We start from the raw sequence: 11,896 nt of genomic DNA, 5'->3' as shown, positions 1-11,896 counted from the left end.
TCAATCCACCTATGCATCACCTAGGCACTCGCGCGGTCACGCGCCTCTCCTTCCTGCGCGCCGGGGCGGCCGCCGTCGCCGGCGCCCCGATCCTCGCCGCCACCCCGGCCGCGGCCCGGTTCGGGCCCGCCCCGGTCGGCGACGACATCGCCTGGATCCAGCTGCTGGCCACCGCCGAGCTGGTCAACCTCGCACTGCTCGACCGGGCCGCCGACGTCCCGGGCCTCACCGGCCGCGACCGCGCGCACCTGCGGGCCTGGCGGGCGGCGGACGCCGAGCACCTCAAGCGGCTGCGCTACCCCCTCCAGGACGAGGCCCCGCGCAAGGACGACTTCGAGATCGTCCTGCCCCGCGGTGCGCTGGCGTCGCGTCGCGCGTTCGCCGACGCCGCGATCGCCCTCAAGCAGCTCGTCGTCGGCGCCGCGCTGGACGGCAGCGCGTTCGCCAAGGACTCCGGCACCCGGCTGCTGCTGGCCCGGATCGCCGCCGGGGAGTCCGAGCAGCTCGCGGGCCTGCAGCGCCTCGGTGGCCGGCCACCCCGGGCCGGAGCGCTCCCCGCATCGCTCGACCTCCAGGCCGCCGGAACGCGCCTGGACGCCTACCTCGTCTCGACCGTCCCCAGCTGACCGCAACGCAGGAGTCCCCGTGTCCCGCCGCCACCTCGTCCCGCTCGCCGCCGTCCTCGTCACCGGCTCGGTGCCGCTCGCGCTGCCGTCCGCCGCAGGCGCCGTGACCGTCTACGGCGCCGCCTCGCTGCGCGAGGCGTTCCCCCGCATCGACGGGCGTCCCCGGTTCAACTTCGCCGGCTCCAACCAGCTGCAGCTGCAGATCGAGCGCGGCGCGCCCGCCGACGTCTTCGCGTCCGCGAGCCAGCGCGAGCCCCGTGCGCTGGCCCGGGCGGGCCGCTGCTCCACCCCGCGTACCTTCGCCACCAACAAGCTCGTGATCATGGTCCCGCGCGGCAACCCGGCGAAGATCCGGTCGATCTACGACCTCACCCGCGGTGGACTGCGCGTCGCGATCGGGACGCCCGGCGTGCCGATCGGCGCCTACACCCGCCGGATGCTGCAGCGACTCGCGCTCAGCGACGACCTCGCGAAGAACCGCGTCAGCAGCGAGTCGAGCGTCACCGGGATCACCTCGAAGGTCGCGCTCGGGTCCGCCGACCTCGGCCTCGCCTACGTCACCGACGCGCGCATCGCCGCCGACCGCGTCCAGCGGATCAACCTGCCGACGTTCGCGCAGCCGCCGATCCGCTACGACCTCTGCATCGTGCGCCGGCCGGGGGCCGACACGAGCGGCGCCCAGGCGTTCGTCAACCGCGTGCTCTCCGACCGCGGACGCCGGCTCCCTGCGCGCCGAGGGCTTCGGGGTGCCGGCCAAGCCGAAGCAGCGCTCCGCGCGGGGCTAGGCTCCCGCCCCGGTGGATCTCGCGCAGCTCGCACGCCGCACGGCGTTCTCGATCGTCTGCGGCGTCTGCCTGCTCGCCGCCGCGCTGCTCGTCACGATCCCGGTCGTCGCACTGCTGGTCGAGGCGCCGCTGCGTCGCGTCCCCGCCCTGCTGGGCGACCCGCTCGTGAAGGACGCGATCGGGGTCACCGTCCGCACGAACCTGATCAGCAACGCGCTGATCCTCGGGCTCGGCACCCCGGCCGCCTACCTGCTCGCCACCCGCCGGTTCCGCGGCCGCGCGCTGGTGATCACGCTGCTGGAGCTGCCCGTGGTGCTGCCCCCGGCGGTCGCGGGGATCGCGCTGCTCGCCGCGTTCGGGGCGACCGGGCTGGTCGGCGGCGACCTCCAGCAGGCCGGGATCGTGCTGCCCTTCACGGAGTGGGCGGTCGTGCTGGCGATCACGTTCGTCGCCGCGCCGTTCTACCTGCGCCAGGCGATCAGCGCCTTCGAGGGCGTCGACCCGGCGCTGCTGGACGCCGCCCGCACGCTCGGCGCGGGGCCCGCCCGGACGTTCGCCCGGGTCGCCCTCCCCCTGGCCATCTCCGGGCTGATCGCCGGCTGGGTCCTGAGCTTCGCGCGGGGCGTCGGCGAGTTCGGGGCGACGATCGTGTTCGCCGGCAGCGTCCGCGGCGAGACGCAGACGCTGACGCTCGCCGTCTACGAGACGCTCGACGCGAACTTCGACGCGGCGCTCGCGATCGGGGTCCTGCTGGTCACCCTCAGCGCCGTGGTGCTGCTGGCCTACAAGGGGGTGGGCGCATGGCGGGGCTCGACGTCGACTTCGCGGTGACCCTCCCGGACCTGCGCGTGTCCGCGCGGCTGCACGCCGACGCCGAGACCGTCGCGCTCGTCGGGCCGTCCGGGGCCGGCAAGTCGACGATCCTGCGGGCGATCGCCGGCCTGCGACGCATCGACGACGGACGCGTCGCCCTCGGCGACGAGGTCTGGGCGGACGCGGCCCGGCGGCTGCATCTCGCGCCCGAGCGCCGCAGCACCGGCTACGTGTTCCAGGACTACGCGCTGTTCCCGCACCTGACCGCGCGCGCGAACGTCGCGTTCGGCGGCGGCGCGGCCGGTCGCGCCGACGAGCTGCTGCAGCGCTTCGGGATCGACCATCTCGCCGGCGCGCGGCCCGGCCGGCTGTCGGGCGGCGAGCGCCAGCGCGTCGCGCTCGCCCGCGCGCTCGCCCGGGAGCCCGCCGTGCTGCTGCTGGACGAGCCGCTCTCCGCGCTGGACACCGACACCCGCCTGCGGGTCCGCGGCGAGCTCGCCGACCTGCTGGACGCGCTGCGCCTGCCGACCGTCCTCGTCACGCACGACCACCGCGATGCGCTCGCCCTGGCCGACCGCATCGGGGTGATCGTCGGCGGGCACGTCCTCCAGGTCGACACCGCCACCCGGCTCGTCGCCGCCCCGCAGCACCCGTTCGTCGTGACCTTCACCGGCGGCGACGTCTGCGAGGGCCGCGTGGACGGCACCACGGTCGCGCTCCAGGACGGGGCGCTCGCCCGTGGGCCCGTCCGACCAGGGGGACGTCACGCTCGGGGCGCACCCCTGGAACCTGCGGCTGCACATCGGGGACGGCGCCGGGCTCGACGACGCCTGGCGGGTGACGGGTCCGCTGCAGAGCGCGCTCGACGACGGCGGCCGCACCCGCGTCCACGTCGGCGGGCTGAGCGCGTTCGTCCCGGCCGGCGAGGCGGTCCCCGCGCGTGGCACGATCGTCACGCTGCACGGCCCGGCCGACAGCGTCCACGCGTTCCCCGCTTCCCAGGAGCCGACACCATGAGCCTCGACGAGCACGTCCCGATCGGCACCGCCGCCACGGCGTTGGGGGTCAGCATCGACACGCTGCGCCGCTGGGAGAAGGCGGGTCGCGTCCGCTTCGAGCGCGGCCCCGCCGGACGGCGGGTCCTCCCCTCCGCCGAGCTCGCCCGGCTGCTGAAGGAGCGCTCCGGCGCCGCGGGACGCACCAGCGCACGCAACCGCCTCACCGGGGTCGTCATCTCCGTGCAGCGCGACGGCGTGATGGCCCAGGTGGACCTGGCGTGCGGCCCCTACCGGATCGTGTCGCTGATGTCGCGGGAGGCGGCGGACGACCTGGGCCTCGAGCCCGGCGTGACCGCGTCCGCCGTGGTGAAGGCGACGACGGTCGTCGTCGAGCGGTGAGGCACGCTCACGCTCAGGCGAGCGCGGCGCGCTCGGGCGGCGGCAGCTTCTCGTAGCTGTCGGCGAGCTCCGGGACCGGCAGCAGGATCACGCCCTCCCGCGGGTCCCCGACCCACGAGCCCGCACCGGTCGCCAGCGTGTACGCCGCGTACGCGGCCGCGCAGGCGTCGAGCTCGTCCAGCGTGCGGTGCCACAGGCCGCCGTCGGCGTCGACGACGCCGCGGAGCTTCAGCGCCGCGATGCGCTGCTGCAGCCCCCAGGGCGTGCGCTTGGGCGACGGGCGGTGCCCGAGCAGGGCGCAGAACACCGCGTCGGGGTAGGTCTCGACCACGCGGCCGTGCTGCACGGCGCCGTCGCCGACGGGCGCCATCACCCGCCCGTGCGCGGGCGGCCGGTAGATCCCCAGGTCGGTGAGCGCGTCGAACAGGGCGAATCCCTGCGTCATCCACGTCTCCCACTGCGCGAGCGCCTGGCCGACGGCGGGCACCGGGTACAGCGGCAGCTTGCGCTGGAACAGGAGCGCGTCGCACACGCGGGAGCGCTCGTACCGACCGGTCGGTAGGGCGAGCTGCTCGCGCAGCGGCTCGCCGGCGGCGAGCAGGTCCAGGCGCGGCCCGACGGGCGCGTCGATCGCCACGACGACCTCGCCGCGGCCGAAGCCCAGCACGGTGCGGACGACCGCGTCGACGTCCCCCGGGGCGTAGAACGTCGTGACGAGCTCGACGGTCCGGTCGGTGGCGCGCCGCTCGTGCAGGGTGACGAGCTGCTGGTTGCCGGGCTTGGCGGACACGTCGATCCCGCAGTACCGCATCGACCCCCAACGATAGAGTGGCGTCGTGCTCCACGGTTCGTCCGACGCCGAGCTCGGCGAGCGTCTCGCCGCCCGGCTGCTCGAGCTCATCGACATCCCCTCGGAGTCCCGGGACGAGGCCGCGCTCGCCGCCCACGTCCTCGCGGTCCTCCAGGAGGGCGACGTCCCGGCCCGCGACGCGCAGGACACCTGCGTGATCGGCGAGCCGCCCGGCCCGGCGGACGGGCCGCTGCTGCTGCTCGGCGGGCATCTCGACACCGTTCCCGCGCAGGACAACCGGCCCGGCCGGCGCGACGCCACCGCCGTCCACGGGCTCGGCGCGAGCGACATGCTCGGCGCGCTCGCGGTGATGATCGAGCTCGGCCGCGACCTCGCCGCCGACCCGGCGCGCGCCGCCGCCGCGCGCGCCCGGGTGCGGCTGCTGTTCTTCGGTCGCGAGGAGCTCCCCGTCAGCGAGAGCGCGCTGACGCCGCTACTGGAGCGCGAGCCGGGCCTCGCCGAGGCGGACCTCGTGCTGATGATGGAGCCGACGGACAACCAGATCCACGCCGGCTGCCTGGGCAACGTCAACGCCACCTGGACCTTCCACGGGCGCAGCGGCCACTCCGCCCGCCCCTGGCAGGCCGACAGCGCGATGACCCGGGCGGCCCGCGGGATCGTGCGTCTCGACGCGGTCGACCCGATCCGCCACGACTTCGGCGGCCTCGTCTTCACCGAGGTCGCCTCGGTCGTCCGGATCGCCGGCGGCATCGCCGACAACGTCATCCCCGATCGCGTCGACGCGCACGTGAACATGCGCTACGCGCCCGGGCGCAGCGCCGCCGACGCGGACGCGCTGCTGCGCTCCTGGTGCAGCGGCGAGGGCGAGACGCTCGAGATCCTCTCCAACGCCCCGTCCGCGCCCGTGGTGGCGGTCGACGCCAACCCGCTGCTCGAGCGCCTGGTGGCGGTCGGCGGCCTGGAGGTCCACCCCAAGCAGGCGTGGACCCCGGTGGCGGAGTTCGCGCTTCACGGCCTGGACGCCGTGAACTTCGGGCCCGGTGACCCGTCCTACGCGCACCGCCGCGACGAGCTCGTGACCGTCGCGGCGCTCGTGCGCTGCTACCGGACGCTCGACGCGCTCCTGTTCGGGCCGTGAGCGCGTCGCTGCCGCTGAACCCGGTCCTCACCGGCCTGGGCACCTATCCGTTCGTCCGCCTGGGCGAGGCGCGCGCCGCCGCGGTCGCGCGGGGCGTCGACGTCATCGACCTCGGGGTCGGCGAGCCGCGGGAGGAGACCCCGGCGTTCCTGCGCGAGGCGCTCTGCGACGCGGTCCGCGCCCACCCCGTCGCGGGCTACCCGCTGGCCGTCGGCCTGCCGGAGCTGCGCGACGCGATCGCCGCGTGGATCGACCGGCGCTACGGCGCCACGGTCGACCCGGGTACCGAGATCGTCCCGACGCTCGGCTCCAAGGAGCTCGTCTTCTCGCTCGCGGAGGTCTGCGCGGGCGGTGGCCGCGACCTCGTCGCGATGACCTCCCCGGGCTACCCGGTCGCCGAGCGCGGGGCGGCGTTCGCGGGCTGCGAGGTCCTCGAGCTGCCGCTGACCGCGGAGCGTGACTTCCTCCCCGACCTGGACGCGCTGACCGCCGAGCAGCTATCACGGCTCGCGATCCTGTGGCTGAACTACCCGAACAACCCGACCGCCGCCGTCGCGCCGCTCGCCTTCTACGAGCGCGCCGCGGCGCTCGCGCGCGAGCACGGCTTCGTGCTCGCCAGCGACGAGGCGTACAGCGAGCTGTGGTTCACCGGCGATCCGCCCGCCAGCGCCCTGCAGCTCGACTCGCTCGAGAACGTGCTGGTCTGCAACACGCTCTCCAAGCGGTCCTCGATGCCGGGCTACCGGTCCGGGTTCGCGGCCGGGGACGCCCGCCTGGTCGCGGCGCTGCGCCGCTACCGGCCGAACGTCGGCGTCGCGCCGCAGGAGTTCGTCCAGCGCGCGGCGGTCGCCGCGTGGGGCGACGAGGAGCACGTCGTCGCGGTGCGCGCGCTGTACCGCGCCAAGCTCGCGGTGCTCGCTCCGGGCCTCGAGGCCGTCGGGCTGCGCGACGCGGGCGGCCCGGCGACGTTCTTCCGCTGGCTGGCCCTGCCGCAGGGGGTCACGGGCTCGGAGGACTTCGCGACCGAGCTGCTGGACGAGACGGGCCTGGTCGTCACGCCGGGCGCGTACTTCGGGCCCGCCGGCGAGGGGTACGTGCGCGTGGCGCTCGTCCCCACGCTCGAGCGGTGCACGGAGGCCGCCGAGCGCCTGCGGCGCCGCGGCGGCCGACCCGTCTAGTTCGCGTGCAGGGCCTCGTTGAGGCCGCCCCAGGAGCCGCTGCGCGGCAGCACCTCGAGCGCGCCCGACTCGCTGTTGCGACGGAACAGCAGGCCGTCGCGGCCGCTGAGGTCCTTCGCCTTGACGACCTCGCCGTCCGGGGTCGTGACGCGCGCGCCACCGGTCACGTAGGTGCCCGCCTCCACGACGCACTCGTCGCCGAGGCTGATCCCCAGCCCCGAGTTGGCGCCCAGCAGGCAGCGCTGCCCGATCGAGATGACGGTCGAGCCGCCGCCCGACAGCGTGCCCATGATCGAGGCGCCGCCGCCGATGTCCGAGCCGTCGCCGACAACGACCCCGGCGCTGATGCGCCCCTCCACCATCGAGGAGCCCAGCGTCCCGGCGTTGAAGTTCACGAAGCCCTCGTGCATGACGGTCGTGCCCTCCGCCAGGTGCGCGCCGAGCCGCACGCGGTCGGCGTCCGCGATCCGCACGCCGGACGGCACCACGTAGTCGGTCATGCGCGGGAACTTGTCGATGCTCGTGACCGTGAGGGTGGCGCCCATCGCGCGGGCGCGCAGGCGCGCCGCGCCGATCTCGGCCGGATCGACCGGGCCGAGCGTCGTCCACGCGACGTTCGTCAGCAGCCCGAACTGGCCGTCGAGGCTGAGGCCGTGCGGGACGACGAGGCGGCCGGAGAGCAGGTGCAGCCGCAGGTACGCGTCGTAGGCGTCGGCGGGTGCGGCGGCGAGGTCCGGGAGCACGGTGAGGACCGGGACGACCCGCACGCCGCGGATCGCGTCCTCCCCCATGCTGCCCGCCAGGCCGCCGCCACCGAGCGTCGTCGCCTGCGCGAAGTTCAGCGGCTTGGTGCCGGTGCCCTCGTGCTTGGCGGTCGTGACCGCGGCCTGCGCGTCGGCGGACCCGGCGTCGAGGTGGAAGCGCGTGAAGAGGGTGTCCAGGACGCGCCCGTCGGTCGTCAGGGTCGCGAGGCCGACGCCCCAGGCGCTCTGCTGCGTGTCAGTGCTCATCGACCCGGCAGGCTAGCTCAGCGCGCAGGCGTACGAGGGTCCCGCGCGGGGAACACCCGGCCGTGATGCGCTCCGCCGACAACCGCTCCGGAACCGCGCTCGACGTGGTCGTCTGCGTCGGGATCGGGCTGCTGGCGACCGCCGCGGGGCTCCTGGCCGACGCCGCGGGCGCGAGCGCGGAGGGCAGTGGCGGCGTGACGCTCGGCGTGGTGGCGCTCGGGCTGCTGCTGGACCGGTGGCAGCGCGGGCGTCCTGCGGTGGACGCGGTCGGGCTCGAGGGCCGTGTCGGATACTGGCGCCTCGTCGCCATCCGCACCGTGCCGGTGCTCGGCCTGGCGACGTGGGTCATCGCGGTCAACCAGGCGCTGCTCGGGCTGCGTCTCGGGTCCGACGGCGCCCAGGATCTCGTGCCGCTGGCGGGTGGCCTGGTGATGTGGTCGGTCGCCGATCGGGTGGTCGCGCGCCGGGCGGCCGCCCGTGCCGACGACGACGAGCGCGCGCTCGGACAGGAGATCGTCCAGGAGCTCCGCCTCGGGGCCGCGTCGACGAGCAGCTTCGCGTGGCGCCGCGACCGCCAGATCTACCAGCTCGTCGGCTTCCTCCTGCTGACCGCACTCGGGGTGGCGCTCGTGCCCGTCGCGAACTTCGGCGGCAGCGTCTTCGGCGTGCCGCTGGTGGCGCTCGGGGCCTTCATCGTGTGGAAGCTGGTGCCGCAGCTGCGCAGCCCCGTGGCGATCGCGATCGATCCCCGCGGGCTCACGGTCGGGGCGTGGCCGACGGTGCCGTGGGACGCGGTCGAGAGCGTGCTGGTCCACCGGGTCCAGTTCCAGCATCGTCTCGAGGTCCTCGTCGACCGCGCGCGGGTGGCCGACCCCGTCCTGCACCGGATGCTGCGACGCTCGAAGAACGCGATGAGCTTCCCGCTGCACCTCGTCGACGCCGAGCCCGGCGAGGTCCTCGCCGCGATCCGCGGTGCGCGCCCGGAGGTGCCGCTGATGTTCCCCGAGGGTGGCGGACGGCTCGAGGTCGTCTGACCGCGCGGGCGGTCGGCCGCTCAGCCCGCGGCGAGCTCGGCGAGCAGGTCGCCGCTCAGCTCCCCGGTGTAGACGGGGACGGCCCAGCCGGCGAGGTCGACGTGCAGCGCCTCGGAGACGGTGACCGTGAGCTCGCCGCCGTCGAGGTGCACGGTGACCTCCTCGTCGCCGCCCTGGAGCACGTAGGCGACCGCGGCGCCGCTGGCCCCGGTGCCCGAGGACATCGTCTCGCCGACGCCGCGCTCGTAGATCCGCGCCCGGATCACGCCCGGCTCGAGCTCGCAGAACCACGAGACGTTCGTGCGGTTGGGGAAGATCGGCGCGTGCTGGATCCCGGGCCCGATCGCGGGGAGGTCGAGCGCCTCGAGCTCGGCGACCGACCCGACGCGGATCGCGCACTGCGGGTTGCCGATCGACACGTGCTGGAAGGCGAAGCCCGCCACCTCGCCGCTGCCGTCGGCGGGCCCGTCCGGGTAGTCCTTGGAGGTGAGGTGCGCGCGGCCCATGTCGACCGTGCACGTCGTCTCGCCGGTGATCGTCGGGCGGATCTCGCCGGCGACGGTCTGGATCGAGAACCGGTCGGCGGTCGTCCACCCGCGGCGGCGCAGGTACATGATCGCCTCGCGCGCCCCGTTGCCGGAGAGCTCGGCCTCCGAGCCGTCGGGGTTGAAGATCCGCAGCCGGGCGACGAACCCGGGCTCGTCCGGCGCGGAGAGCTCGAGGATGCCGTCGGAGCCGAGCCCGACGTGCCGGTCGCACAGCCGCCGCACGCGCTCCGGCGTGAGCGGCCACGGCAGGTCGGTCGCCTCGACGATGAGGTAGTCGTTGCCGAGGGCCTGCCACTTCTCGAAGCGCATGCCCGGACCCTACGGGAGCAGCTGCGCGGCCACGTCCGCGGCGGCGCGGCCGGTCACGTCGACGACCTCGGTGCCGGGCAGCTTGCGCAGCCAGGTGAGCTGCCGCTTGGCGTAGCGGCGGGTCTGGGCCTTCATCCGGTCCACGTCCCCGTCGAGCAGCGCGTCGAAGCCGATCGCGCGGCGCGCGGTGGCGGACGCCCCGGCTGCGTCGGCGTCCCGGACCTCCCGCGCGGCCCCGGCGGCGACCATCGCGTCGACGCGCGCGTCGATCTGCGCGTAGAGCGCCTCGCGCTCCATCACGAGCGCCACGAGCCGTGTCGGGTGCCGCGTGCGCGCGGTCCAGAGCTCGCTCTCCCCGGTGCGCTGCGGCAGCGCGCCCATCGCGTGCAGCTCGAGGCTCCGCACGACGCGCGTGGTGTCCCGCGGGTCCACGGCCGCGGCGCGCTCGGGCGCCACGCGGGTCAGCTCGGCGTGCAGGGCGGGGAGACCCTCACGGGCGACGCGGTCCAGCAGCCGCTCGCGCAGGCCGGGCGGCGGGGCGGGCGCGAGGTCGAGGTCGGCGAGCGCGGCGCGCAGGTAGAGGCCGGTGCCGCCCACGACGATCGGGGTGCCGCCGTCGGCGAGGATCGCGTCGATCTCGGCGTGCGCGAGCCGCGCGTAGCGGGCGGCGCTGCAGGTCTCGGTCACCGGGAGCACCCCGACGAGCCGGTGCTCGAGCTGCTGCTGCTCGGCGGCGTCGGCGGCCCCGGTGAGGATCGGCAGGCCCGCGTACAGCTGCAGGGCGTCGGCGGAGACGGCGACGGGCCGCTCGCCGCGGTCCCGCAGACGACGGGCGAGCGCGAGCGCGAGCCCGGTCTTCCCCACCCCGGTGGGACCGAAGATCGCCAGCAGCTCCCGGGACACGGGACGCAGTATTCCGCCGTGGCAGAATCGGCGCCGTGAACCTCCACGGGAAGACCGTCCTGCTGACCGGCGCGACCGGCGGCATCGGCCATGCGATCGCGCGCCGCCTCCACCGGGAGGGCGGCACGCTCGTGCTGACGGGCCGCCGCACCGACGTGCTCGAGCCGCTCGCGCAGGAGATCGGGGGGCGGGCGATCGCGGCCGACCTCGCCGATCCCGCGGCCGCCGAGCGCCTCGTGGAGGAGGCCGGGGACGTCGACGTCGTCGTCGCCAACGCGGGGCTGCCGGGGACCGGGGAGATCACCTCGTTCTCGCCGCAGGAGATCGACCGCGTGCTCGACGTGAACCTCCGCGTGCCGATCCTCATGACCCGCCACTACACGGAGCGGCTGGCGGCGCGCGGCGGCGGGCACTTCGTGTTCATCTCCTCGCTCGCGGGCAAGACCGGCTCCCCGTACTCGTCGATGTACAACGCGACGAAGTTCGGCCTGCGTGGCTTCGGGCAGGGGCTGCGGCACGAGATGGCGGCGAAGAACATCGGGGTCTCCGTGGTCTTCCCCGGGTTCATCCGCGACGCGGGCATGTTCGTCGACGCGGGCGTCGAGCTGCCGCGGGGCGTCGGCACGTCCAGCCCGGAGGAGGTCGCCGACGCGGTCGTCACCGCGATCGTCCGCAACCGCGGCGAGATCGACGTCGCCCCGCTGGGCATGCGCGTCGGGACGCTCGTCGCGGGGATCGCCCCGGCGACCGCGGCGCGCGTCAGCGAGCTGGCGGGCGCGTCGAAGATCGCGGGCGAGATGACCGCCGGGCAGGTCGACAAGCGCTGACCCGGGGGCGAATCCCCGCTCCCGGGACCTAGTGGTGGGACACCCACCACCGACGGAGGTCCCATGGCAACGAAGAACATCAACCGCGTGCTGCTCGAGGGCGAGCTGCTCGCCGACCCGCGGCCGCTGGACGGTCGCTGCCGCCTGCGCCTGCTCGTGATGACGGTCCAGAAGGTCAAGCCGAAGGACCCGGAGGAGGAGCCGACCTGGGTCGGGCGGCGCAACGAGTTCGACGTGCTCGTCTGGGGCGCGCTCGCGCAGCGCTGCGTGGCGGAGCTGCAGGAGGGCGCGCCCGTGCTCGTCGAGGGACGGCTGGAGTGGATCGCCGGGACCGACGGGGTCGAGGGCCGGATCTTCCCGCGGACCGAGATCGTCGCCGACGACGTCCGGGTCCTGTCGGCGCCCGCGCGGCCCGCCCCGCCCGCGGCGCTCGTCGCGCCGGAGCCCGCCCCGCCGGCTCCGGGCGAGGAGGCGGGGGCCGCGGCGCCGCACGTCGCGGCGGCCTGAGCGCGCGGGC

General features: G+C 75.4%; 12 protein-coding genes and 1 pseudogene. 9 read left to right on the top strand and 4 right to left on the bottom strand.

What is annotated here, in order from left to right; genetic code table 11:
* Positions 1-11: 11 nt before the first annotated feature.
* The 4 genes and pseudogenes from GKE82_RS02480 (at position 12) to GKE82_RS27765 (ending at position 3,621) form a co-directional block, all read left to right on the top strand.
* Complete coding sequence (locus GKE82_RS02480; RefSeq protein ID WP_154732225.1) at positions 12-626, top strand: hypothetical protein; 615 nt, start codon at positions 12-14, stop codon at positions 624-626.
* Positions 526-1,356 (top strand): annotated as a pseudogene (gene modA / locus GKE82_RS31180) (molybdate ABC transporter substrate-binding protein); the annotation flags it as partial. The gene GKE82_RS02480 and the pseudogene modA, both read left to right, overlap by 101 nt.
* A gap of 67 nt (positions 1,357-1,423) precedes the next feature.
* The gene (locus tag GKE82_RS02470; protein WP_309233343.1) at positions 1,424-2,242 is read left to right on the top strand and encodes an ABC transporter permease; all 819 of its coding nucleotides are present in this window, start codon (positions 1,424-1,426) and stop codon (positions 2,240-2,242) included.
* Positions 2,212-3,621: an ATP-binding cassette domain-containing protein gene (locus GKE82_RS27765; protein WP_230316075.1), complete on the top strand. Its 1,410-nt coding sequence runs from the start codon at positions 2,212-2,214 to the stop codon at positions 3,619-3,621. The genes GKE82_RS02470 and GKE82_RS27765 overlap by 31 nt, the downstream gene beginning before the upstream one ends.
* A 13-nt stretch (positions 3,622-3,634) precedes the next feature.
* Here GKE82_RS27765 and GKE82_RS02450 read toward each other — a convergent pair whose 3' ends face one another.
* The gene (locus GKE82_RS02450) at positions 3,635-4,432 is read right to left on the bottom strand and encodes a DUF429 domain-containing protein (protein ID WP_158276971.1); all 798 of its coding nucleotides are present in this window, start codon (positions 4,430-4,432) and stop codon (positions 3,635-3,637) included.
* A gap of 25 nt (positions 4,433-4,457) precedes the next feature.
* On the opposite strand from GKE82_RS02450, the gene dapE reads away from it, so the two are divergent.
* Positions 4,458-5,570, top strand: coding sequence for a succinyl-diaminopimelate desuccinylase (gene dapE / locus GKE82_RS02445; protein ID WP_154732223.1), 1,113 nt, complete (start codon positions 4,458-4,460; stop codon positions 5,568-5,570).
* The gene (locus GKE82_RS02440) at positions 5,567-6,748 is read left to right on the top strand and encodes an aminotransferase class I/II-fold pyridoxal phosphate-dependent enzyme (RefSeq protein ID WP_196189032.1); all 1,182 of its coding nucleotides are present in this window, start codon (positions 5,567-5,569) and stop codon (positions 6,746-6,748) included. The genes dapE and GKE82_RS02440 overlap by 4 nt, the downstream gene beginning before the upstream one ends.
* Here GKE82_RS02440 and dapD read toward each other — a convergent pair.
* Positions 6,745-7,758, bottom strand: a complete 1,014-nt coding sequence (gene dapD / locus GKE82_RS02435) for a 2,3,4,5-tetrahydropyridine-2,6-dicarboxylate N-succinyltransferase (protein WP_154732221.1) — start codon at positions 7,756-7,758, stop codon at positions 6,745-6,747. The genes GKE82_RS02440 and dapD overlap by 4 nt on opposite strands.
* Before the next feature lie 65 nt (positions 7,759-7,823).
* Here dapD and GKE82_RS02430 point away from each other — a divergent pair, with 65 nt between their 5' ends.
* Complete coding sequence (locus tag GKE82_RS02430) at positions 7,824-8,792, top strand: hypothetical protein (protein WP_154732220.1); 969 nt, start codon at positions 7,824-7,826, stop codon at positions 8,790-8,792.
* A 20-nt stretch (positions 8,793-8,812) separates the two neighbouring features.
* Here the strand turns inward: GKE82_RS02430 and dapF are convergent, their stop codons facing one another.
* Both dapF and miaA read right to left on the bottom strand, forming a co-directional pair.
* Entirely contained in the window at positions 8,813-9,649 is an 837-nt protein-coding gene (gene dapF / locus GKE82_RS02425; RefSeq protein ID WP_107571040.1) for a diaminopimelate epimerase, read from the bottom strand.
* 9 nt (positions 9,650-9,658) lie between these two features.
* On the bottom strand, positions 9,659-10,552 hold the full coding sequence (gene miaA / locus GKE82_RS02420) for a tRNA (adenosine(37)-N6)-dimethylallyltransferase MiaA (protein WP_107571039.1): 894 nt from the start codon (positions 10,550-10,552) through the stop codon (positions 9,659-9,661).
* Positions 10,553-10,587: 35 nt separating this feature from the next.
* On the opposite strand from miaA, the gene GKE82_RS02415 reads away from it, so the two are divergent.
* Together GKE82_RS02415 and GKE82_RS02410 are read left to right on the top strand one after the other, a co-directional pair.
* Positions 10,588-11,379 carry an SDR family oxidoreductase gene (locus GKE82_RS02415; protein ID WP_107571038.1) on the top strand — a complete coding sequence of 264 codons (792 nt, stop codon included), beginning with the start codon at positions 10,588-10,590 and terminating at the stop codon, positions 11,377-11,379.
* A 63-nt stretch (positions 11,380-11,442) separates the two neighbouring features.
* Positions 11,443-11,886: a single-stranded DNA-binding protein gene (locus GKE82_RS02410; RefSeq protein WP_154732218.1), complete on the top strand. Its 444-nt coding sequence runs from the start codon at positions 11,443-11,445 to the stop codon at positions 11,884-11,886.
* Positions 11,887-11,896: the final 10 nt, after the last annotated feature.

This window comes from Conexibacter sp. W3-3-2, from assembly GCF_009707605.1.
Classification (GTDB): domain Bacteria; phylum Actinomycetota; class Thermoleophilia; order Solirubrobacterales; family Solirubrobacteraceae; genus Paraconexibacter; species Paraconexibacter algicola.
Note: the sequence above shows the minus strand (reverse complement) of the source record. Positions and strands in the feature narration are given on the sequence as shown.

What these genes read in the sequence shown, in the direction of transcription:
- dapD (WP_154732221.1), bottom strand. Translation starts at nt 7,758, where the DNA reads ATGAGCACTGACACGCAGCAGAGCGCCTGGGGCGTCGGCCTCGCGACC.
- dapF (WP_107571040.1), bottom strand. Translation starts at nt 9,649, where the DNA reads ATGCGCTTCGAGAAGTGGCAGGCCCTCGGCAACGACTACCTCATCGTC.
- GKE82_RS02450 (WP_158276971.1), bottom strand. Translation starts at nt 4,432, where the DNA reads ATGCGGTACTGCGGGATCGACGTGTCCGCCAAGCCCGGCAACCAGCAG.
- GKE82_RS02410 (WP_154732218.1), top strand. Translation starts at nt 11,443, where the DNA reads ATGGCAACGAAGAACATCAACCGCGTGCTGCTCGAGGGCGAGCTGCTC.
- GKE82_RS02430 (WP_154732220.1), top strand. Translation starts at nt 7,824, where the DNA reads ATGCGCTCCGCCGACAACCGCTCCGGAACCGCGCTCGACGTGGTCGTC.
- GKE82_RS27765 (WP_230316075.1), top strand. Translation starts at nt 2,212, where the DNA reads ATGGCGGGGCTCGACGTCGACTTCGCGGTGACCCTCCCGGACCTGCGC.
- GKE82_RS02480 (WP_154732225.1), top strand. Translation starts at nt 12, where the DNA reads ATGCATCACCTAGGCACTCGCGCGGTCACGCGCCTCTCCTTCCTGCGC.